Annotated in this window: 16 protein-coding genes; 6 read left to right on the top strand and 10 right to left on the bottom strand. The window is 57.7% G+C overall.

The annotated features are described in order from the left end of the window. Window positions 1–23: 23 nt before the first annotated feature. The 6 genes from infB (at window position 24) to V6F78_RS19485 (ending at window position 7,418) form a co-directional block, all read left to right on the top strand. Window positions 24–2,528, top strand: coding sequence for a translation initiation factor IF-2 (infB, locus tag V6F78_RS19510; RefSeq protein WP_047277526.1), 2,505 nt, complete (start codon window positions 24–26; stop codon window positions 2,526–2,528). A gap of 158 nt (window positions 2,529–2,686) precedes the next feature. After that, window positions 2,687–3,088 (top strand): 30S ribosome-binding factor RbfA, encoded by a 402-nt coding sequence (gene rbfA / locus V6F78_RS19505; RefSeq protein ID WP_047277524.1) that lies wholly within the window; start codon window positions 2,687–2,689, stop codon window positions 3,086–3,088. A gap of 3 nt (window positions 3,089–3,091) precedes the next feature. Beyond that, window positions 3,092–4,009: a tRNA pseudouridine(55) synthase TruB gene (gene truB / locus V6F78_RS19500; RefSeq protein WP_047277522.1), complete on the top strand. Its 918-nt coding sequence runs from the start codon at window positions 3,092–3,094 to the stop codon at window positions 4,007–4,009. A 155-nt stretch (window positions 4,010–4,164) separates the two neighbouring features. Continuing rightward, window positions 4,165–4,434 carry a 30S ribosomal protein S15 gene (gene rpsO, locus V6F78_RS19495; protein ID WP_047277520.1) on the top strand — a complete coding sequence of 90 codons (270 nt, stop codon included), beginning with the start codon at window positions 4,165–4,167 and terminating at the stop codon, window positions 4,432–4,434. 225 nt (window positions 4,435–4,659) lie between these two features. After that, entirely contained in the window at window positions 4,660–6,765 is a 2,106-nt protein-coding gene (pnp, locus tag V6F78_RS19490) for a polyribonucleotide nucleotidyltransferase (protein ID WP_047277518.1), read from the top strand. A 299-nt stretch (window positions 6,766–7,064) separates the two neighbouring features. Continuing rightward, window positions 7,065–7,418, top strand: a complete 354-nt coding sequence (locus V6F78_RS19485) for a BON domain-containing protein (protein WP_047295569.1) — start codon at window positions 7,065–7,067, stop codon at window positions 7,416–7,418. Between the two features lie 244 nt (window positions 7,419–7,662). Here V6F78_RS19485 and V6F78_RS19480 read toward each other — a convergent pair whose 3' ends face one another. From V6F78_RS19480 to V6F78_RS19435, 10 genes are all read right to left on the bottom strand, one after another. Beyond that, on the bottom strand, window positions 7,663–10,590 hold the full coding sequence (locus V6F78_RS19480) for a DUF748 domain-containing protein (RefSeq protein WP_047295567.1): 2,928 nt from the start codon (window positions 10,588–10,590) through the stop codon (window positions 7,663–7,665). 111 nt (window positions 10,591–10,701) lie between these two features. Next, window positions 10,702–11,715 (bottom strand): class I SAM-dependent rRNA methyltransferase, encoded by a 1,014-nt coding sequence (locus tag V6F78_RS19475; protein ID WP_047295565.1) that lies wholly within the window; start codon window positions 11,713–11,715, stop codon window positions 10,702–10,704. 102 nt (window positions 11,716–11,817) lie between these two features. After that, window positions 11,818–12,999 (bottom strand): acetyl-CoA C-acetyltransferase, encoded by a 1,182-nt coding sequence (locus tag V6F78_RS19470; RefSeq protein WP_047295563.1) that lies wholly within the window; start codon window positions 12,997–12,999, stop codon window positions 11,818–11,820. 155 nt (window positions 13,000–13,154) lie between these two features. Further along, entirely contained in the window at window positions 13,155–14,024 is an 870-nt protein-coding gene (locus V6F78_RS19465) for an oxygenase MpaB family protein (protein ID WP_332728022.1), read from the bottom strand. Window positions 14,025–14,071: 47 nt separating this feature from the next. After that, entirely contained in the window at window positions 14,072–15,736 is a 1,665-nt protein-coding gene (gene pgi / locus V6F78_RS19460) for a glucose-6-phosphate isomerase (RefSeq protein WP_047295559.1), read from the bottom strand. Between the two features lie 256 nt (window positions 15,737–15,992). Then, complete coding sequence (gene panC / locus V6F78_RS19455) at window positions 15,993–16,859, bottom strand: pantoate--beta-alanine ligase (RefSeq protein WP_332728021.1); 867 nt, start codon at window positions 16,857–16,859, stop codon at window positions 15,993–15,995. Further along, window positions 16,856–17,656 (bottom strand): 3-methyl-2-oxobutanoate hydroxymethyltransferase, encoded by an 801-nt coding sequence (gene panB, locus V6F78_RS19450; protein ID WP_047277503.1) that lies wholly within the window; start codon window positions 17,654–17,656, stop codon window positions 16,856–16,858. Before panB ends, panC begins: the two co-directional genes overlap by 4 nt. Before the next feature lie 204 nt (window positions 17,657–17,860). Further along, on the bottom strand, window positions 17,861–18,361 hold the full coding sequence (gene folK / locus V6F78_RS19445) for a 2-amino-4-hydroxy-6-hydroxymethyldihydropteridine diphosphokinase (protein WP_047295555.1): 501 nt from the start codon (window positions 18,359–18,361) through the stop codon (window positions 17,861–17,863). A 3-nt stretch (window positions 18,362–18,364) separates the two neighbouring features. Further along, complete coding sequence (locus V6F78_RS19440) at window positions 18,365–19,759, bottom strand: polynucleotide adenylyltransferase PcnB (protein ID WP_047295553.1); 1,395 nt, start codon at window positions 19,757–19,759, stop codon at window positions 18,365–18,367. Window positions 19,760–20,491: 732 nt separating this feature from the next. Further along, on the bottom strand, window positions 20,492–21,925 hold the full coding sequence (locus tag V6F78_RS19435; protein WP_047278412.1) for a sigma-54-dependent transcriptional regulator: 1,434 nt from the start codon (window positions 21,923–21,925) through the stop codon (window positions 20,492–20,494). Between the last annotated feature and the right edge of the window lie 17 nt (window positions 21,926–21,942).

Below are 21,942 nucleotides of genomic sequence, written 5' to 3'. Positions count from 1 at the left end.
GCGCGGCCTGAGGAGAGAAATGCATGACGCAAGTCACGGTGAAACAACTGGCCGATGAGGTCAAAACACCGGTTGAGCGCCTGTTGCAGCAGATGCGTGAGGCAGGTCTGCCGCACACCGCCGCCGAGCAGAATGTAACCGACAGTGAGAAGCAAGCTCTGCTGACTCACTTGAAAAGCAGCCACAAGGCGAAAGTGGAAGAACCGCGCAAAATCACTTTGCAGCGTAAAACCACCAGCACCCTGCGTGTAGCTGGCAGCAAAAGCATCAGCGTTGAAGTACGCAAGAAGAAAGTCTTCGTACAGCGCAGCCCGGAAGAAATCGAAGCTGAGCGCAAGCGTGAGCTGGATGAACGCCGCGCAGTAGAAAATGCTGCACGTCAAAAGGCTGAAGAAGAATCCAAGCGTCGCGCCGAAGAAGAAGCGCGCCGTCAGCCTGCCTCGACTCCGGCCGCCGCGGCACCTGCCGCGCCTGCTCCGGCGCAAGCTGCTCCTGCAGCAGCGCCAGCACCTGCGCCAGCCGCCGATGCACGTAAGCGTGATGAACAGCGTCGTCCGGACAAACCACGCGCAGACGACAACAATCGTCGCGGCAGTGGTGATGGCGAGCGTAAAAATGCTCCTCATCGTGCATCGGTTAAAGAAAAAGCCCCTGCACCACGTGTTGCTCCGCGCACTTCTGACGAAGAAAGCGATAGCTTCCGCCGTGGCGGTCGTGGCAAAGGCAAGCTGAAAAAACGTAACGCTCACGGTTTCCAGAGCCCGACCGGCCCGGTTGTTCGTGACGTACAGATTGGCGAGACCATCACTGTCGGCGATTTGGCTGCGCAGATGTCGGTCAAGGCTGCTGAAGTCATCAAGTTCATGTTCAAGCTGGGTACTCCGGCCACCATCAACCAGGTTCTGGATCAGGAAACTGCCCAGTTGGTTGCTGAAGAACTGGGCCATAAAGTGACGCTGGTCAGCGACAACGCCCTGGAAGATTCCCTGGCCGAGTCCTTGAAGTTCGAAGGCGAGTCGTTCTCCCGCGCTCCGGTTGTGACCGTAATGGGTCACGTTGACCACGGTAAAACGTCCTTGCTCGACTACATTCGTCGTGCCAAGGTTGCGGCTGGCGAAGCAGGCGGTATCACCCAGCACATCGGTGCATACCACGTTGAAACCGAACGCGGCATGGTCACGTTCCTCGATACCCCGGGTCACGCTGCGTTTACCGCAATGCGTGCACGTGGTGCCAAGGCAACTGACATCGTGATTCTGGTTGTGGCTGCTGACGACGGCGTCATGCCGCAAACCATCGAAGCTGTACAGCATGCGAAAGCAGCTGGCGTGCCGCTGGTGGTTGCAGTGAACAAAATCGACAAGCCAGGTGCTGACCTCGATCGCATCCGCAGCGAGTTGTCCGTCCACGGCGTGACCTCGGAAGAGTGGGGTGGTGACACTCCGTTTGTTTCGGTCTCGGCGAAAATGGGTACTGGCGTTGACGAGTTGCTCGAAGCTGTCTTGCTGCAAGCTGAAGTTCTGGAACTCAAAGCCACTCCATCGGCTCCAGGCCGTGGCGTAGTTGTCGAGTCCCGTCTGGACAAAGGCCGTGGCCCTGTTGCGACCGTGCTGGTTCAGGACGGTACCCTGCGTCAAGGCGACATGGTTCTGGTCGGTTCCAACTATGGCCGTATCCGCGCCATGCTCGATGAGAACGGTAAGGCCATCAAGGAAGCCGGTCCATCCATCCCTGTCGAGATTCTCGGCCTGGACGGTACGCCAGACGCTGGCGACGAGATGAGCGTAATGACTGACGAGAAGAAGGCACGTGAAGTTGCCCTGTTCCGTCAAGGCAAGTTCCGCGAAGTGAAACTGGCGCGTGCTCATGCAGGCAAGCTGGAAAACATCTTCGAGAACATGGGCCAGGAAGAGAAGAAGACGCTTAACATCGTCCTCAAATCTGACGTCCGTGGTTCGCTGGAAGCTCTGCAGGGCGCCCTGAGCGGCCTGGGTAACGACGAAGTGCAAGTGCGTGTAGTGGGCGGCGGTGTCGGTGGTATCACCGAAAGCGACGCAAACCTGGCACTGGCCTCCAACGCTGTATTGTTCGGCTTCAACGTGCGTGCTGATGCTGGCGCTCGCAAGATTGTCGAGCAGGAAGGCCTGGACATGCGTTACTACAACGTCATCTACGACATCATCGAAGACGTCAAGAAAGCCCTTACCGGCATGCTTGGCAGCGATGTCCGCGAGAACATCCTGGGTATTGCTGAAGTTCGCGACGTATTCCGTTCGCCGAAGTTTGGTGCCATCGCAGGTTGCATGGTGCTCGAAGGTGTTGTTCACCGTAACCGTCCAATCCGCGTACTGCGTGACGACATCGTTATCTTTGAAGGCGAGCTGGAATCTCTGCGCCGCTTCAAGGATGACGCTGCCGAAGTGCGTGCCGGCATGGAATGCGGTATCGGCGTCAAGAGCTACAACGACGTTAAAGTCGGTGACAAGATCGAAGTGTTCGAGAAGGTCCAGGTTGCTCGCAGCCTCTAAATCGCGAGCCTCAAGAGCCAGGACGTCCCGCGGCATACCCATGCACGTGGCCCGTCCCGGACTCTAAACGCAACGCCCGGTCCGGCTTCTGTCTGGCCGGGCGTTTGCCGCTTTCAGAACGCATGGGTTTCCCATGGGTGAGTAACAGGTAACAAGACATGGCAAAAGAATACAGCCGTACCCAACGTATCGGCGATCAGATGCAGCGAGAGCTGGCACAGCTGATCCGTCGTGAAGTCAAAGATCCGCGTGTGGGTCTGGTCACCATTACTGCTGTTGAAGTCAGCCGTGACGTTGGTCACGCCAAGATCTTCATCACCGTAATGGGGCAGGACAACGCTGAAGATATCGCTCAGACCATCAAGGTACTGAACTCGGCGGCTGGTTTCCTGCGTATGCAACTGGCGCGTGAAATGAAGCTGCGCAGTGTTCCTCAGCTGCACTTCCACTACGACGAAAGCGTCGTGCGTGGCGCGCACCTGTCTGCGTTGATCGAGCGTGCAGTGGCTGAAGACAATCAGCATCCCGATGCGACTGCTCCCGAAGACACCAAGGAGTAACCGGTGGCTCAGGTCAAGCGTATCCGTCGTAACGTCAGCGGCATCATCCTGCTGGACAAGCCATTGGGCTTCACGTCCAACGCGGCTTTGCAGAAAGTCCGCTGGCTGCTCAATGCCGAGAAGGCAGGGCACACTGGTAGCCTGGACCCATTGGCCAGCGGCGTACTGCCGCTGTGCTTTGGCGAAGCCACCAAGTTTTCGCAATACCTGCTCGATTCTGACAAGGGTTATGAAACCTTGATGCAGTTGGGCAAAACCACCACCACGGCCGATGCAGAAGGCGAGGTTTTAAAGACCCGTCCGGTGACCGTTGGTCGCGCCGATATTGAGGCAGTCTTGCCGAAGTTTCGCGGGCAAATCAGTCAGATACCGCCAATGTACTCGGCGCTCAAGCGTGATGGGCAACCGCTTTACAAGCTCGCCCGTGCAGGTGAGGTGGTGGAGCGCGAACCGCGTTCTGTTACTATTACCCGCCTCCAATTACTGGCCAGCGAAGGTGACACTGCCCGCTTGGCTGTGGATTGCACCAAAGGCACCTATATTCGTACCCTCGTGGAAGATATCGGTGAAGAGCTGGGTTGCGGAGCCTATGTTGCGCAACTGCGCCGCACCCAGGCAGGCCCTTTCAGTTTGGCCCAGACGGTAACGCTGGAAGAACTGGAAGCCGTGCATGCTGAGGGTGGCAATGAAGCCGTAGACCGCTTCCTGATGCCATCGGACAGCGGCTTGCTTGACTGGCCTTTGCTGCACTTCTCGGAGCACAGCGCGTTCTATTGGCTCAATGGCCAACCGGTTCGCGCTCCCGATGCGCCAAAGTTTGGCATGGTGCGGGTACAAGATCACAATGGTCGCTTCATCGGTATCGGTGAAGTGAGCGAAGACGGGCGCATTGCGCCGCGTCGACTGATTCGGTCGGAATGACCGGAGCCAGGCCAAGCCGGCTATTGCCTGTGAGGACTGGAACGAGGGTGGCTGTTATTAGGCACGGTCACATCTCACATTTAAATACGAGGATTTGTCCTCGGCCTATTGGATCTGTTTGCGTGCAGACAGACCCCTGAAGAAAGGAAAGCCACATGGCACTTACAGTTGAACACAAAGCAGAAATCGTAGCTGACTACCAGCGTGCTCCAGGTGATACAGGTTCTCCAGAAGTGCAAGTTGCACTGCTGACCTTCAACATCAACACGCTGCAGGGTCACTTCAAGGCCAACGGTAAAGATCACCACTCCCGTCGTGGTCTGATCCGCATGGTAAACCAGCGTCGCAAGCTGCTGGACTACCTGAAAGGCAAAGACATCAGCCGTTACGCTACGCTGATCGCTCGCCTGGGTCTGCGTCGCTAATAGCGATGTTGCTGGAGGCTGGTTGTCTGTCGTCCACCTGCGCGTTTCTCGCGGGCGGGCGGCGGGCTTCCAGCCTCAAGTTTTATCTGGACTCACCGGATGTTTACGAAAGCGCCCCCCGTCGGCCGTTTTCGTAAGCATCCTGATCGGGCTGACACCCGGCATTGCACCCGTATTTCGCAAGAAACCCGTTCCCCAAGAGCCACAAAGAGAAGGTAGGACACCGTGAACCCGGTTATCAAAAAATTTCAGTTCGGTCAGTCGACCGTTACCTTAGAGACTGGCCGTATCGCCCGTCAGGCCTCCGGCGCAGTATTGGTCACCGTTGACGACGACGTCAGCGTGTTGGTGACTGTCGTCGGCGCCAAACAAGCTGATCCAGGCAAGGGCTTCTTCCCTCTGTCGGTTCACTACCAAGAAAAAACCTACGCCGCCGGTAAAATCCCAGGTGGTTTCTTCAAGCGTGAAGGTCGCCCTTCCGAGAAAGAAACCCTGACCTCGCGCCTGATCGACCGTCCGATCCGTCCGCTGTTCCCGGAAGGCTTCATGAACGAAGTGCAGGTTGTCTGCACCGTTCTGTCCACCAGCAAGAAAACCGATCCTGATGTGGCTGCAATGATCGGTACTTCGGCTGCCTTGGCAATCTCCGGCATTCCTTTTGATGGTCCGATCGGTGCTGCCCGTGTTGCATTCCACGAAAGCACCGGTTACCTGCTGAACCCGACTTACGAACAACTCGCTGCGTCCAGCCTGGACATGGTGGTTGCCGGTACGTCGGAAGCCGTATTGATGGTTGAGTCGGAAGCCAAAGAGCTGACCGAAGACCAGATGCTGGGTGCCGTACTGTTCGCCCACGACGAATTCCAGGTTGTTATCCAGGCTGTTAAAGAGCTGGCTGCCGAAGCTGCCAAACCGACGTGGGACTGGGCTGCTGCTCCAGAAGCCACTGAACTGCTGGGCGCAATCCGTGCCGAGTTCGGCGAAGCGATCTCCCAGGCTTACACCATCACCGTCAAGCACGAGCGCTATGCACGTCTGGGCGAGTTGCGTGACCAGGTGGTTGCCAAGCTGTCGGGCGAAGAAGGCCAGCCTTCGGCGTCTGAAGTCAAAGCTGCTTTCGGTGAAATCGAATACCGCACCGTTCGCGAAAACATCGTAAACGGCAAACCGCGTATCGATGGTCGTGACACCAAGACAGTTCGTCCTCTGAACATCGAAGTGGGCGTCCTGCCGAAAACTCACGGTTCTGCACTGTTCACCCGTGGCGAGACCCAGGCGCTGGTTGTCGCGACATTGGGTACTGCCCGTGACGCTCAGCTGCTGGACACGCTGGAAGGTGAAAAGAAAGACCCGTTCATGCTGCACTACAACTTCCCTCCGTTCTCGGTAGGCGAGTGTGGTCGCATGGGTGGTGCTGGCCGTCGCGAAATCGGTCACGGCCGTTTGGCGCGTCGTTCCGTTCAGGCCATGCTGCCTGCTGCTGACGTGTTCCCGTACACCATTCGTGTCGTATCGGAAATCACCGAATCCAACGGTTCCAGCTCCATGGCATCGGTGTGCGGTGCTTCCCTGGCACTGATGGACGCCGGTGTACCGATGAAGGCACCGGTTGCCGGTATCGCCATGGGTCTGGTTAAAGAAGGCGAGAAGTTCGCTGTACTGACCGACATCCTGGGTGACGAAGACCACCTGGGCGACATGGACTTCAAAGTAGCCGGTACCTCCAAAGGTGTGACCGCGCTGCAGATGGACATCAAGATCAAAGGCATCACCGAAGAGATCATGGAGATCGCCCTGGGCCAGGCCCTGGACGCTCGCCTGAACATCTTGGGTCAGATGAACCAGATCATTGGTCAATCGCGTAACGAACTGTCTGCCAATGCGCCGACCATGATTGCGATGAAAATCGACACCGACAAAATCCGTGATGTTATCGGTAAAGGTGGCGCAACCATCCGTGCAATCTGTGAAGAAACCAAAGCGTCGATCGACATCGAAGACGACGGTTCGATCAAGATCTTCGGCGAGACCAAGGAAGCGGCAGAAGCGGCGCGTCAGCGCGTTCTGGGCATCACCGCTGAAGCTGAGATCGGCAAGATCTACATCGGCAAGGTTGAGCGCATCGTCGACTTCGGCGCATTCGTGAACATCCTGCCGGGCAAAGACGGCCTGGTTCACATCTCCATGCTGAGCGATGCTCGCGTAGAGAAAGTGACTGACATCTTGAAAGAAGGTCAGGAAGTGGAAGTGCTGGTACTGGACGTGGACAACCGCGGCCGTATCAAGCTGTCCATCAAGGACGTTGCTGCCGCCAAGGCCTCGGAAGCTTAATCGCGACCTGAGCGTGTGATGAAAAAGGATCCTTCGGGATCCTTTTTTTATGGGCGGTGATAACGACAGGGGATCTTTTAGCAGGTGGGCTAAAGGCCATGATCAAAAAACCGCATCTTGCATGCAGTCACTGCGAGCGTTCATGCATTCTGCACGAAGCTGAAAAATAGATGTGCCTATAAGTGCTTGATAAATAAATGTTTTATTTTTTCAAAAAGTTGGCACAGCGCCTGCAATAGTACTGATAACCCTGCAGCCGCACGCCGGCGCAGATCTTAAAGAAGACAGGAGTTACTCGTATGAAGAAGTTCGCTATCGCTGCTGCAACTGCCACCGCTCTGACCCTGACCATGGCTAACGCAGCATTTGCTGCTCAATCCACTGCTCAGGCGCCTATGGTCGTCGCTGCTGGCGAAATGACTCAAGCCAAAGAAGCCACTTCTGATACCTGGATCACCACCAAAGTTAAATCAGACCTGCTGACCGAAAAAGGTATTCCAGGCACTGACATCAAAGTTGAGACCAACAAAGGTGTTGTTTCTTTGTCCTCCACCGTTGCAGTCACTGACGCGCAAAAAGAAATGGCAGTTAACATCGCCAAGAAAATCAAAGGCGTAAAAGCTGTTTCGGCTGATGGCCTGAAAGCTCAGTAAGTTTACTTTTCTCGTAGAACCGGGGGAAAGCCGGAGCAGATGATCTAACCGATCATCTGCAGCTTTCAAAATGGGTTCATGCGACGGCCACATGGATGTGGTCATTACAGCCCTCGACGCTTGCGTCGGGGGCTGTTCTATTTGGGGGAGATAAAAGCATCGATCTGGTTTGCTGACCCATCAAGTGCAACGGGCAAGCCACATACAGCCCTGCCTCGCGCTGACCTTCATGTGTGAACAGCGATCATTCACTGTCCAGATGCAAAGGAGAGATCACGCGACCGTCGCTTTGTGCCTCACCCAACGTGGCGTCCACAAAGTAGACGCGTTCATCGGCCAGTTGGCCTTTGTCCACCAGGAAATCCTTGATTCGGCTGGCGCGCTCCTGCCCCAACTGACGTAACAGCACCTCACTTTTGCTCCAGAAGTCGATCAACGCGTCGCTCATTTTTTGCGCGCGCTCATCACGGCTCAATTTCGCCCACTCGGCCGGCGGCTGCTGCTTGAGTCGGGTGCGATAGATGCCTTCGAGTAACGGGCCTTTCTCGTCATCAGGGACTTTAAGCAGTGACGCTTGCGCAGGCACTTTCTCGCCGCGGCGCTGCAGGATTTTGTAGTAGTTGTACTGGAATTCACGCTCCAGGCGTTCCTTGGCAATGAACGGGCCATCACTGCTTTGCGCGGCAGTGCCTTCAATCTCCAGGCGCAGCGCAGGGCGTTCCTTGAGCGCTGCAGCCAGGGTTGTCAGGGCTTTCTGGGCCTCAGGGCTCAGCTCACTGGAGCCAGGCGCGAAGGACACGGTGCCGAGGTCCTCGGCACCCCCACCGCTGATCAGTCCGCCAATGAACTTGAAGGGCGCTTGTGCTGCCCGCAGCACAAGATTGCGCAAGGTTTGCCACACAATCGGCATCACACTGAACTGCGGGTTATTGAGGTCACCTGTAACCGGAAGCTCGATGGAAATCTTGCCGTCGGTGTCCTTGAGCAATGCGATGGCCAGTTTGATGGGCAGATCCACGGCATCAGGGCTGTCGACCTTTTCCCCCAGCTGCAATTGTTCAACAACCAGTTTGTTCTCGGCCTTGAGCTGACCTTTGGTGATCAAATAGTGCAAATCCAGGTTCAGGCGACCCTTGCGGATCCGATACCCTGCGAATTTGCCGGAGTAGGGCGTCAGTGTGGTCAGTTCTACGCGTTTGAAGCTGGTGGCGATGTCCAGGCTCGCCATCGGGTCGAAAGGATTGACGCTGCCCTTGATGGTGACGGGCGCGTAGCGGTCCACTTTACCGGCTACATTGACGCTGGCCGGTTTGGCCTGTCGGCTATCAATGGTGCCAATCTGGCCGTTTAGCTGTTGAATCGCTGTCGCAAAGTTGGGGGTCAGGCTGAAATCGGCAAAGTTAGCCGAACCGTCATTGATTGCGATGCCACCCACGTGAATGCCCAAAGGCTTGTCTTTGCCGGCCGCTGGTTTGGCGTCGCGTTTACTGGCGCTGCCAGCGGGTTGCGCAATCAACAGGTCATCAATGTTGGTGGTGCGATCATCGTTGATCATGAAGCGTACATACGGCTGTGCAACGTTGACCTTGGCGATGGACAGGCTGTCACCGTGTTGATAATTCAGCTTCTCCAGCCCCAAACGCTGCCACTTCAGGAAGTCGCGATCTTTCATGGTGTCGAGGGTGTGTAACTGAGCTATCTGTACGTTGCCCTGGACCGTGAAGGCCAGCGGGTCGATACGTTTAAGGTCAACGACGAGATCGCTGTCCAGCATGCCACTGCGCAGCTCCAGACGGATAAATGGGTCGATGTAAGCCTGCGCCACCCGCAAGTCGATGTCTTGGGTGGTGACATTTAATGTGGCGCTGACCGGGTTCAGGTTCACGTCGCCGCTGGCGGTGAGCTTGCCTTGTTTACCGATGCCGGTATCCAGCTTGAGGTTGAAGGGTGACTGGTTCAGGCTGTCGAAGTTCTTCACGTTCAGATTCAACGGGCCTACTTCAAGCGCAACGGGTGTTTTAGGCACTTTGTCAGCCAGATGAACGCGGTAATCGCGCAGCTCCACGTCTTTGAGCAGCACTTGCCAAGGTTTGCTCGGTGCGACCGGTCCGGGCTTGGGGGCTTCAACTGTCACCGGGTCATTGGCTGTTGGCTTTGCCCGGCCAGCGGGCTGGCTGGCAAACAGTTTTTGCCAATCCAACTGTCCGTCTGCTTCGCGGGTAGCCCAGGTTTCAAGGTTCTTGCTGTTGATCTTGCCGACCACGACGTGTTGCTTGGCGAGATCGACCGTGGTGTCGCTGACATCAAGGCGCTCAAGACGCGCCAGTGGTCGGCCATCGGGCGCATTGAGCTTGAAAGGCGCAATGCTGGCCGAGGCATTGCTCAGGATCATCTCGGTTTCTTTAGCCAGGTTCAATTTGTAGTCGGTACTGAAATTGAGGACGCCGTCTTCCAGGACCAGCGGCAAGGCATCCCGAACATAAGGCCACCATACTTTCATTTTGCCATCAGTCACTTTAAGCGTGCCCTCGGACGCTATTGGCACAATGCTCAACGTGCCGGTCCAGTCGATCCGGCCGCCTTCAGGGCCTGCTGCGACCAGGGTCATGTCAGCGTTGTCGTCAGGAAGCGTGCTGAGGTTTTTCAGCTCCACATTCATCGAGTCATACAAAAACTCAATTGGCTCGCTAGGCCGTACGTCAGCAAAGTGCAGATAGCCGTCCGCCAGCTTGATGCGATCGATGCGCAGCGGGAAAGGTTTGCTGTCAGGGGTGGCAGGTGTTGGTTCGCTGGCGGGGAGTTTGAACAGCTGCGTCAGGTTGAGCGTGCCATCCTTGCTGAACACCAATTCTGTCATGGGCTTGTCGAGCTGTACGTCGGCAAGGTGCAAGGCTTTGGTCCACAGGCTGTCAGCCTGCAAATTGGTGTACAGGCGTTCGAATCCGACCTGCTCCTTGCCCGGTTCGCCTATCTTCAGCCCCCACAGCGTCAGCTCAAGGCTGAACGGGTTGAACTCAAGGCGATCAAGCCGGGCGGGGGTGGTGGCGTAGTTGGCCAATTGCTGGTTGATGATGCGCAAACCGATGCCGGGTACGATCAAAAAGCCGAGCAAGCTATAAAGTGCGAGGGCAGTCAGCACGGCGCCAATGGCGCGAATCAATCCTTTGGGCATGTGAGGCGTCGTCTATTACAGTCGGAGGTGCCTTGGAGTATGGCACGCGTTTCTGGTTCCGAGACGATCGCCTTATATTTGATCAGGGTTTTACCCAGCAGGATGAGGGGCTTAGAACTGCAAGACCAACGTCTTGAGGGGAGGCTGTCGGTCCATTGACGGGAAGTCGCAGGCCGGGGTCAGCACCTGCCAGTCACGTACCGGACGTCCCGCTTTTTCGGCACAACGCAGCACGTTTTCTCGCCAGTCGTCCATGCTGACTTTCGCCAGGTTGTTGCAGCAAATCAGCACACCGTCGGGCGCGGTGGTCAAAACGGCGGGTTTGAGCAGGCTTTGATAGTCACGCAGCAGGTCGACCGTGCCAAACGCACTTTTGGCCCACGCGGGCGGGTCCAGCAAAACCAGATCGTATTCGCGTTGCTCCAGGCGCGGGTAAGCCGGCAGCTTGTGGCGACGCTGAATGATCGGCAAACCCGCCAGCTGGCGGATCGCTGCGAAATAGTCAGACTGCACAAAATTCATGGTGGGCAACGTCGGGTTCAACAGCCCGTTCTCGCGACCCACGGCCAGATTGCCTTCGGCAAAGTCCAGGTTGCAGACTTCGCTTGCGCCTCCTGCGGCGGCACTCAGGCCAACCCCGCAGGTGTAGGCGAACAAGTTGAGCACGCGTTTGCCGGCGCTGTGTTGTTTGACCCACCCGCGTGCGTTACGCAGATCAAGAAACAGCAACGGGTCCTGACCGGCATGGCGGCCGCGCACACGGTAGTTCAGCCCCCATTCATGGCCCACCAGGTCTTGCAGGGCGGCCTCGTCGGCGCGGTAGACCGTGTCTTCACGATCAATACGGGAATTGCCCTGAGAACGGTCGTTGTAGACCAGCAGCAGTTCCAGCCCCAAATGACGATTGATGGCTTCATGCAGTTGCAGCAAATCATCGCGCTCAAGACGCTGGTGGAAGCTTTGCACCAGCAATTGCGGGCCGTAACGGTCGATGGTCAAGCCCCCGGCACCTTCCTGGCTGCCGTGGAACAGGCGATAACAATCTGTGCCTTGAGCGTGCAGCTCGGCCAGCAAGTCGTGACGGTTATCGAGGGCGGCGCGCAGCGCCTGATTCAAGAAAGACATGCGTTGCGCCTTGGGGGACAGAGAAGGCGCGGGAGTTTACCAGAACAACGCGGGTGGTTTGGTGCAGGAGCGAGCAGGTTCGCTCCTGCGATGCGACGATAGTTACGCGCGCTCAATCGCCAGCGCTACACCCTGACCACCCCCGATGCAGAGTGTTGCGAGGCCTTTTTTGGCATCGCGCTTGAGCATTTCGTGGAGCAGGGTGACGAGGATTCGGCACCCTGACGCACCAATCGGGTGACCAATGGCAATGGCGCCACCGTTCACGTTGACCTTGCTTGCGTCCCAGTCCAGTTCTTTACCCACGGACAAGGCTTGGGCGGCGAACGCTTCGTTGGCTTCGATCAGGTCCAGTTGTGCCAGCGTCCAGCCTGCCTTGGCCAGGCAGCGTTGGGTCGCGCTCACCGGGCCAATACCCATGATGGCCGGGTCGACGCCTGCGTTGGCGTAGGCCGCGATTTTAGCCAGGACTGGCAAGCCCAGCGACCGGGCTTTGTTCGCGCTCATCAACATGACCGCTGCAGCGCCGTCGTTGAGTGAGGATGCATTACCCGCCGTGACAGATCCGTCTTTTTTAAAGGCAGGACGCAGTTTTGCCAGCGATTCAGCCGTTGTGCCCGCGCGCGGTTGTTCGTCCGTGGCGAAGGCAATCGGGTCACCTTTGCGCTGCGGGATCAATACGGGCGTGATTTCATCCACAAAGCGGCCGGTTTCGATGGCTTCAATGGCTTTTTGTTGAGAGGCAGCGGCAAACGCATCCTGAGCTTCACGGCTGATGCCGTACTTATCCACCAGGTTTTCGGCGGTTATACCCATGTGGTAATCGTTGAACGCATCCCACAAACCGTCGCTAATCATGGTGTCGACGATCTGACTGTGCCCCATGCGCAGGCCGGTACGGGCGCCGGGCACGATGTAGTTGGACAGGCTCATGTTCTCCTGGCCCCCAGCAATGATGACCTCGGCATCGCCACAGCGAATGGCTTGCGCGGCAAGGTGCAACGCCTTGAGGCCAGATCCGCAGACCTTGTTCAGGGTCATCGCAGGTACGGCAAACGGTAAGCCGGCCTTGATTGCGGCCTGACGGGCCGGGTTCTGGCCGGCGCCGGCGGTCAGCACCTGGCCCATGATCACTTCATCAACGTGGGCACCGTCCAGGCCGGTCTGTTCCAGCAGTTGACGAATGACTGCCGCCCCCAGATCAACCGCAGGTACGTGGGCCAGTGAACCTTGAAAGCTGCCAACGGCAGTGCGGGTGGCGGCAACGATTACGACGTCTTGCATGGCGCGAATCCTCATTATTATTGGCGTGTGTCGCTCGGAATCAGGCGCGCATGGTGTCACAAATATTCTTCCCTCGTGTAGTCGCCGAACATGGCTGCGAGCGTCCGGGGCTGGTTCGCCAGTGTAACTCCCCGTTGGCTACCAGGCTGTACGTGTCAGGTGATTCCCATTCGCCGCCGCGCCCTCTGCACCGAGCCATCACGCACGGCCCAGCGCAAAAGCGGCGCGGTGCGGTTCACGCTGGCGCGAATCAGCGTGCGCGTCATGGGACGTTGAGACAGCCCCAACTGATCGCTGGCCCAATCTGGCAGCAAATCGATTCCGGCCTGCATCATCAGAGCACCAAACGGCTTGGCCAGCACGCTGGGAGAGGGGGCATCCAGCAGCAGGCGAATGACTTCATGGCTGCGCGCGTCACATAACAATTGGGGACGAACCTGTTGCAGGTAATCAGCGATTTGCTGGCGCGAGCGCGGCACATCCGTCGCGCCCAGTCGCTCAGCGACCACAGCAATTTCGTCGTAGTACCTGTCTTGATCCTCGGCTGACAAATCGGGGTTTCGGTAACGTAAATGCGCGGCCAGAAAGTTGCTGACCTCCGCGACATGCACCCACATCAGCAATGCAGGGTCGCTGGCGGCATAAGGGCGGCCATCGAGGCCAGTGCCCGTGACCTGCTCGTGAATGGTGCGCACCTTGTCGATCAGCCAGTCGGCGTCTGCCGTCGAGCCAAACGTGGTGCCGGAAATGAACTGCCCGGTGCGACGCAGCCGCCCCAGCATGTCCTGTCTGAAATTGGAGTGATCCCATACCCCGGCAAGCGCCAACGGGTGCAAGGCTTGCAGCATTAAAGCGCTGATGCCGCCAATCAGCATGCTGGTGAAATCACCATGCACTTGCCAACTGATGGAATCGGGGCCGAAGAGGCCGGGATCGCCTTTGGGGTTTTCGAGGTCGAGTTGGCCGAGTGAAAGACCGGTCAGGCTCATGATTTGACGTTCGATGGGGCGACGGATGATGTCCATGCTGCCTCGGTTGTGCCAGCCAGTCGGGGTGACTGGCTGGCGCTCAATCAACCGCGATGGCGACCGCGGAAATAATTGATCAGGCCTTGGGTCGAAGCGTCATCGGCCGGCTCTTCCAGGCTGCCGGTGAGGCGGTAGTAGACGCCCTTGCCCAGCTCTTTGCCCAACTCTACGCCCCATTGGTCGAAGGCGTTGATGCCCCAGATCACGCTTTGCACGAACACTTTGTGCTCGTACAGCGCAACCAGAGCGCCGAGGCGGCGAGGGCTGATGCGTTCGACCACCAAGGTGTTGCTCGGGCGGTTGCCCGGAATCACCTTGTGCGGCGCGAGTTTTTGCACCTGCTCTTCTGGCATGCCTTTTTCGCGCAGCTCGGCCTCGGCTTCTTCGCGGGTTTTACCCAGCATCAGGGCCTGACTTTGGGACAGGCAGTTGGCATACAGCCACTGATGGTGGTCGGCGACCGGATTGAAGCTGACAATCGGCACGATAAAGTCGGCCGGAATCAGTTGGGTGCCTTGGTGCAGCAACTGGTGATACGCGTGCTGGCCGTTGCAGCCCACACCGCCCCAGATCACGGGGCCTGTGTCGGTCGACACGGGCGTGCCGTCCTGGCGCACGCTCTTGCCATTGGACTCCATGTCCAATTGTTGCAAGTGCTTGGTGATGTTACGCAGGTAGTGGTCGTACGGCAGGATCGCGTGACTCTGCGCACCCCAGAAGTTGCCGTACCAGACGCCCAGCGCGGCCATCAGCACGGGCATGTTTTGCTCAAACGGAGCGTTCTGGAAGTGCTGGTCCATGCTGTAGGCGCCGGACAGCAATTCCTTGAAGTTGGACATGCCGATGGCCAGCGCGATGGGTAAGCCGATAGCCGACCACAGCGAATAACGACCGCCGACCCAATCCCACATCGGGAAAATGTTTTCTTCGCGAATACCGAACGCGACCGCCGCTTCGTTGTTGCTCGACACCGCAATGAAGTGACGATGCAGCTCCGCTTCGGAGCCGCCTTGCGCCAGATACCAAGCGCGGGAGGCTTGGGCGTTCTTCAGGGTTTCGAGGGTGTTGAACGATTTGGACGAAACAATGAACAGGGTGGTTTCGGCGCGGATCTTGTGCGACAGCTCGTGGAATTCACTGCCGTCGATATTCGCCAGGTAATGGCAGCGAACACCTTTTTGCGCGTAGGACAACAGCGCCTCAGAGACCAGCTCGGGGCCCAGGAACGAGCCGCCGATACCGATGTTCACAATGTCGGTGATGGGCTTTTCGGTGTAACCGCGCCACAGGCCTTCATGAATGCGACCGACCAGTTCGGTCATCTTGTTCAGGACTTTATGCACCTCGGGCATGATGTCCGCGCCATTGACCGACAGCTTGTCGGCCACCGGGCGCCGCAGCGCCGTGTGCAAGGCCGGACGGCCTTCGGAGGCGTTGACGATTTCGCCCGAGAACAACGATTTGATTGCACCGTTGAGGTCGACTTCGTTGGCCAGATCGACCAGCAGCGAGCGGGTTTCGTTGGTGATCAGGTTTTTCGAGTAGTCCAGGAACAGCCCGCAGCTGCTCAGGGTGAAATCTTCAAAACGTTTGGGGTTGCTGTTAAACGCGTCGCGCATGCTGAAATGTTGCATGCCGGCGCGGTGTTGCTTCAACGCTTGCCAAGCGGGCAGAGCGGTAACGTCATGAGGAGTGCGGTAGTACGCCATCGCTGCGGATATCCTTTTTGCTTGAACTGCCTGTTGGACACTGAAAACACCGAATCCTCCACATTAAAGACGGGTGGACTGCGGTTCGCCTGCTTAAACGCATCAGACACAAGCAGGGCGATCACATTAACCCTAGCGCCTGCATCTGTCTCGGCTTTGTCTGACACGTAACGGTAACTTTTGTCACCGCTACGTGACTTCAGGTGAAACGTTTCAGTGTTTTTGTATCGATTGCGAGACCTTTATCGCCCGTGGCTCACAGTGCGTTATCAAGGTTCAAATGCACGTTATCGATCAGGCGGGTAGTGCCCAGGAAGGCGGCAACCAGAATCACCAGGTCGCGATCACTGACGTCGGCTGGCAGCAACGTCGATGCGTGGCGAACTTCAAGGTAATCCACACGCAGCCCGAGCGCTTCCAGTTGAGCGGCGTGTTGGCTCGACAATGCCAGATAGTCGCGCTCGCCGTTCTGGATGGCCGTGGCCATTTCGCGCAGGTGGCGATACAAGGCCGGGGCCAGCGCTCGCTGTTCTTCGCTCAGGTAGCCATTGCGCGACGACAGGGCCAGGCCATCTTCGGCGCGCACTGTGGGCTCTCCGATGATTTGAATGGGCATGTTCAGGTCATGCACCATCGCCCGGATGACGGCCAGTTGCTGATAGTCCTTTTGCCCAAAGATCGCCAGGTCAGGCTGAACCATGTTGAACAGTTTGCTGACCACTGTGGTAACACCGTCGAAGTGACCGGGGCGACGGCTGCCGCACAGCTCGTTGCTCAAGGCGGCAGCGGTGACGCGGGTCAGGCCCTGCATGCCGTGGGGGTACATTTCTTCCACGGTCGGGGCGAAAAGCAGGTTACAGCCCGCTTGCAGGAGTTTTTCCTGATCGGCGGCGAGCGTGCGCGGGTAGGTGTCGAGGTCTTCGTTGGCCCCGAACTGCAGCGGGTTCACGAAAATACTGGCCACGACGAAATCGACCTGCTGGGCTGCTTTCGTGACCAGTGCCGCGTGGCCGCTGTGCAGGTTGCCCATGGTCGGGACAAGGCCGATTTGCTTGCCTTCACTGCGGGCGCGGGCGCGGGCGACAGCAGCACGCAGCTCGCGGACGGTTTTAACAGTGTTCATGCAGAGAATCCGTGTTCGGCGCCAGGAAAGCTGACGGCTTTGACTTCGGTCACATAAGCGCTGAGCGCCGATTGTATGTCTGGCTGGCCTGTCATGAAGTTTTTCACGAACTTGGGTACACGCCCGGTGAGGGACAGTCCGAGCATGTCATGCAGTACCAGCACCTGGCCGTCAGTGTCGCTGCCAGCGCCAATCCCGATAACCGGGATCTTCACCGCGTGGGTGATTTCTTTCGCCAGCTCGCTCGGTACGCACTCAAGCAGCAACATGGCGGCACCCGCCTGTTCAAGGGCGATGGCATCTGCACGCATCTGGCGCGCCTGGTTTTCATTGCGGCCCTGAACCTTGTAACCGCCCAACACGTTAACGGTTTGTGGCGTCAGGCCCATGTGGGCACACACGGGAATGCCGCGTTCGGTCATCAGGCGAATGGACTCGGCCAACCAGACAGCGCCCTCGACCTTGACCATGTGCGCACCGGCTTTCATCAGTTGGGCGCTGTTGTTCAAGCTTTGCTCAAGGGTGGCGTTCGCCATGAACGGCATGTCGGCGAGAATCAGGGCGTCCTGATTGCCGCGTTTGACGCAGGCCACGTGGTAGGCCATCTCGTCATTAGTAACTGGCAGTGTGCTGTCATGCCCTTGCAGGACCATGCCCAAGGAGTCGCCCACCAGTAACACTTCAACGCCAGCCTGATTGCAGGCGTGCGCGAAGGTGGCGTCATAGCACGTCAGCATGGTGATTTTTTCACCTTTTTGCTTAAGGCTTTGCAGGGTGGTCAGGGTGATAGCTGGCATGAAAAGGATCCTCGTCAGGCAGTGCGATAACCACTGCGAGTCACGCGCGTGATTCATCGTTATAAGCAGGCGCACCTTTATAGCGGTGCTTTGAATGCCGGCTTTTCACATTGCGCCGCCGGGTAGGCGGCAGCGGGATGCCTATAGTCGTGACGAGCACACGGGAAGTCAATTAGAGGTGTTACCGCGTGAGTGTTACCGCGGTTATTGATTCGATTCAGCGCCGGGAGCGAGGCGCTCAAGACCGACATATGGGCAGTCGTTCAAGAGCTGTTGCAGGCTGCGGCCATCGGCAAGGATCAGCGAGGCGGGGGCCAGTTCGGCAAGGGGGTACAGCACGAACGGACGAGCGTGCATGTGGTAATGCGGGACCTTGAGACGCGGTTCGTCAATCAGACGATCGCCAAACAGCAGGATGTCGAGGTCGAGGGTGCGCGGCCCCCAGCGCTCAAGGCGCTCGCGGCCTTGATCCGTTTCGATGGCTTGCAGCGCATCGAGCAACGCAAGCGGCGCCAGGTTGGAGTCGATGGCGGCCACGGCATTGGTGTAGCGCGGCTGCCCCGGCAGTAACGAATCGCTTTGGTAGAAGGCTGACACCCCGACCCAGCGGGATTGAGGCAGGTGCGCGAGCGCTTCGACAGCGCTGCGCAGTTGTTCGGCCGGGTCAGCCAGATTGCTGCCCATCCCAATGTAGATGCGTTCCATCACTTACTCGTCAGCGCCTGCGCTGCGTTTACGCTTGTTGGCGCCAGTGCGTCGGCGTTTGCGGGGCGCTGGGCCCGCGCCGTCCTCCTTGGCGTTGCTCAAATCACGGATCATGTCGCGGCGACCACTGTCGTTGGCGTCTTGATATTCGGTCCACCACTCGCCCAGGCCGTTTGTCTGCTCGCCTGCGCTTTCACGCAACAGCAAAAAGTCGTAACCGGCACGGAAACGCGGGTTGTCGAGCAGCATGTCGGCGCGTTTGCCACTGCGACGCGGCAAGCGCTCCTGCATGTCCCAGATTTCGCGAATGGGCAGGGTGAAGCGTTTAGGAATGGCGATGCGCTGGCATTGTTCGCTGATAAGCTCGTGCGCGGCTTCCTGCATCGCAGGAATAGGCGGCATGCCTTGGTCCTGCAGGCGCAGAATACGCGCTGGCAGTGCAGGCCACAGCAGGGCGGCAAACAGGAACGCCGGGGTCACCGGTTTGCCCTGTTTGATCCGCAGGTCCGTGTTGCGCAAGGCTTCGCTGATCAGGGTGTGGGTGTACGTCGGGTTGTGTTCCAGTGCTTCGGCGCTGGCCGGGAACAGTGGATCGAACAACTCAAGGTCAACCAGCATTTCGAATGTGTCAGAAGCATTCCCCGAGAGGAACAGCTTGAGCACTTCTTCGAACAGTCGCGCAGACGGAATTTCGCGCAGCATGGGCGCCAGATCGCGAATCGGCGCCGCTGTGTGCTTCTCGATGCCGAAGTCGAGTTTGGCGGCAAAGCGCACGGCCCGCAGCATGCGCACGGGGTCTTCCTGATAGCGCTGTTGCGGGTCGCCAATCAGGCGCAGCAAGCGATTGCGGATGTCGTGTACACCGTTGGCGTAATCGAGAATGCGTTCGCTGACCGGGTCGTAATACAGGGCATTGATCGTGAAGTCGCGACGCTGGGCGTCTTCTTCCAGTGTGCCGTATACGTTGTCGCGCAAAATGCGCCCGCTTTCGTTACGCGAGGACTGATTGCTGTCTTCCTCTTCGTCATTTTGCGGATGATTGGCGCGGAAAGTGGCGACCTCAATGATCTCGCGACCAAAGTGGATGTGTACCAGCTTGAAGCGTCGGCCGATGATGCGCGCATTACGGAATTCCGCACGCACTTGTTCAGGCGTGGCGCTGGTGGCGACGTCAAAGTCTTTGGGGGTGATGTTGAGCAACATGTCGCGTACACAGCCGCCAACCAGGTAAGCCTGGTAACCGGCGTTTTGCAGACGCTCGACAATGTTGACCGCGTAACGGCTGAACTGGGCACGTTGCAGCGAGTGTTGGCTGCTGTTGAGCACTTCTGGGGTGCTGCGCAGTTGTTGCGTACGACGCTTGGGAGAACGGAATGACTGGAACAGCTTCTTCAGCATGGGATGCACTGTTTGAAGGAATGTTCGGCCAAAACGAAGAATGACCGCATGATGGGCGGGGATTCTAGCATTTAGTCAGGGGATGGTGTAGGACGCTTAACCTGTCGATTGCCACGCACGCTCAGAACCTGCGCAAGAGGGCCGTGTTAGAGAGGCTAAATGATTTTTGTCGAATCGCAGGAACCACAAGGGGAGCCGAAGCTCCCCCAGAATTAGTTGCGTGCTCTATTTTTATTATTGGTTGCGGGCTTCTTGTTTTTGTTGATCGCCCTGGTTACCCGGGTTTGCCGGTGTAACCCTCCCAATCGGGAGATAAGAGCAAACGGATTGCTTTGGTCGCTGTGTTGATGTGATCCATGATCCAACTAGTTCAGGGTCTGCTTTACATGCAGTTTTTGTTGTTCTCTGCCTAGTCGTGGGGCAAGCCCCAATGACAACACCTCTCCAAAAGAATCAGTTAGCTGCGCCTCCGCCGTGTTGTTTTTGTTATGCGTGAGCCGATACGTCTTATTTTTATTGTGTGTTGCTGTGATTCTTATTGTTCTTGTACGAATACATATAGCAGGTGTCGTGCCAACTTTTGCCAAGCCCAGCAAACGCTGGGCTTTTCCCGCATTTCACCTTTTTCAGGCCAAAAAAAAGCCGGGTCTTCGTTACCGTAAGACCCGGCATTTGTTACGTGTTTAGCGTGAGGTAACAGTTTTTTCACGTGAATGAGTGTTACCTGAAGCGTTACCCCTCGCTGGCAACCCCTGTTTTCCTGCGCGGGATGCCCAGGCGCTGGCGGCGTTCCCACAGGCATTTACGGCTGACACCCAGTTTGCGAGCCAACTCGGTTTCAGTCATGTGATCCTGATGCTCCAGTACGAAATGCTGGAAGTAGTCTTCCAGTGACAAATCTTCGGTCGGGTCCAGGCTGGTGTTACCGCTGCTGATGCTCTGTTGTGGGGCAAGACCGATAAAATCGTCGTCTTGTAGATCACTCAGCTCGATATCGATGCCTAGCAAGTCGGCGGAAATTTCCGGGCTTTCACACAGAATCACCGCGCGCTCTACAGCGTTCTCCAGTTCACGCACGTTACCTGGCCAGGCGTAATGTCGAATGGCTTGTTCGGCGTCCGCCCCGAATTTCAGGTCGGTGCGGCCCACGCGGGCGCTTTGGCGGGCAAGGAACGCGTGGGCGATCTCGTTGACGTCTGCGCCACGTTCTCGCAGCGCGGGCAACTTGAGCGCAATCACGTGCAGGCGGTAGTACAGGTCTTCGCGAAACTGGCCGATCTTGGCGAGGCTTTTAAGGTCACGGTGAGTCGCGGCAATCAGGCGTACATCGACCTTTTGAGATTGCACCGAGCCTACGCGGCGGATTTCGCCTTCCTGAAGCACCCGCAGCAAGCGCGCCTGGGCTTCGAGGGGCAGTTCACCGATCTCGTCAAGGAACAGGGTGCCGCCATCCGCCGCCTCGACCAACCCGGCCCGGCCCGCGCTGGCGCCCGTGAAAGCGCCTTTTTCATGGCCGAACAGTTCCGATTCGATCAGTGATTCAGGAATCGCCGCACAGTTAACCGAGATCATCGGTGCCTTGGCACGCTTGGACAGGTTGTGCAGGGCACGGGCCACCAGCTCTTTACCCGTACCTGATTCGCCTTGAATCAGTACGTTGGAGTCTGTGGGGGCCACTTTGCGGATCTTGCTGTACAGGTCCTGCATGGGCGGGCAAGAGCCAATGATGCCGATTTCGCCATTGCTGTTATCCACAACATTTTTGTCAGCAGCCGCAGCTTTGGCCGGGCGCTCGACGGACTGGCTCTCGGCGTTCTGACGATCACGCAAAATGCGCGCGACCGCTTGCAGCATTTCGTCGTGATCGAAGGGTTTGGCGATGTAATCGACCGCGCCCATTTTCATCGAGTCGACGGCCGAGCGCAGGCTGGCATAACTGGTCATGATCAGCACCGGCTTGCCTTCTCCGAGCTTGATCAGCTCGGTGCCTGGCGCGCCCGGCAGGCGCAGGTCGCTGACAATCAGGTCGAACGAGGGAATGCTGAAACGCTCCTGCGCTTCCTGCACCGAGCCCGCTTCGCTGACTTGGTACTGATTACGCTCCAACAAGCGGCGCAACGCGGAGCGGATGATGGTTTCGTCTTCGACGATCAAAATATGCGGCATTGATTCGGTTCTCTCGA

This window comes from Pseudomonas sp. ESBL9, assembly GCF_036668715.1.
Lineage (GTDB): Bacteria > Pseudomonadota > Gammaproteobacteria > Pseudomonadales > Pseudomonadaceae > Aquipseudomonas > Aquipseudomonas lundensis.
Note: the sequence above shows the minus strand (reverse complement) of the source record. Positions and strands in the feature narration are given on the sequence as shown.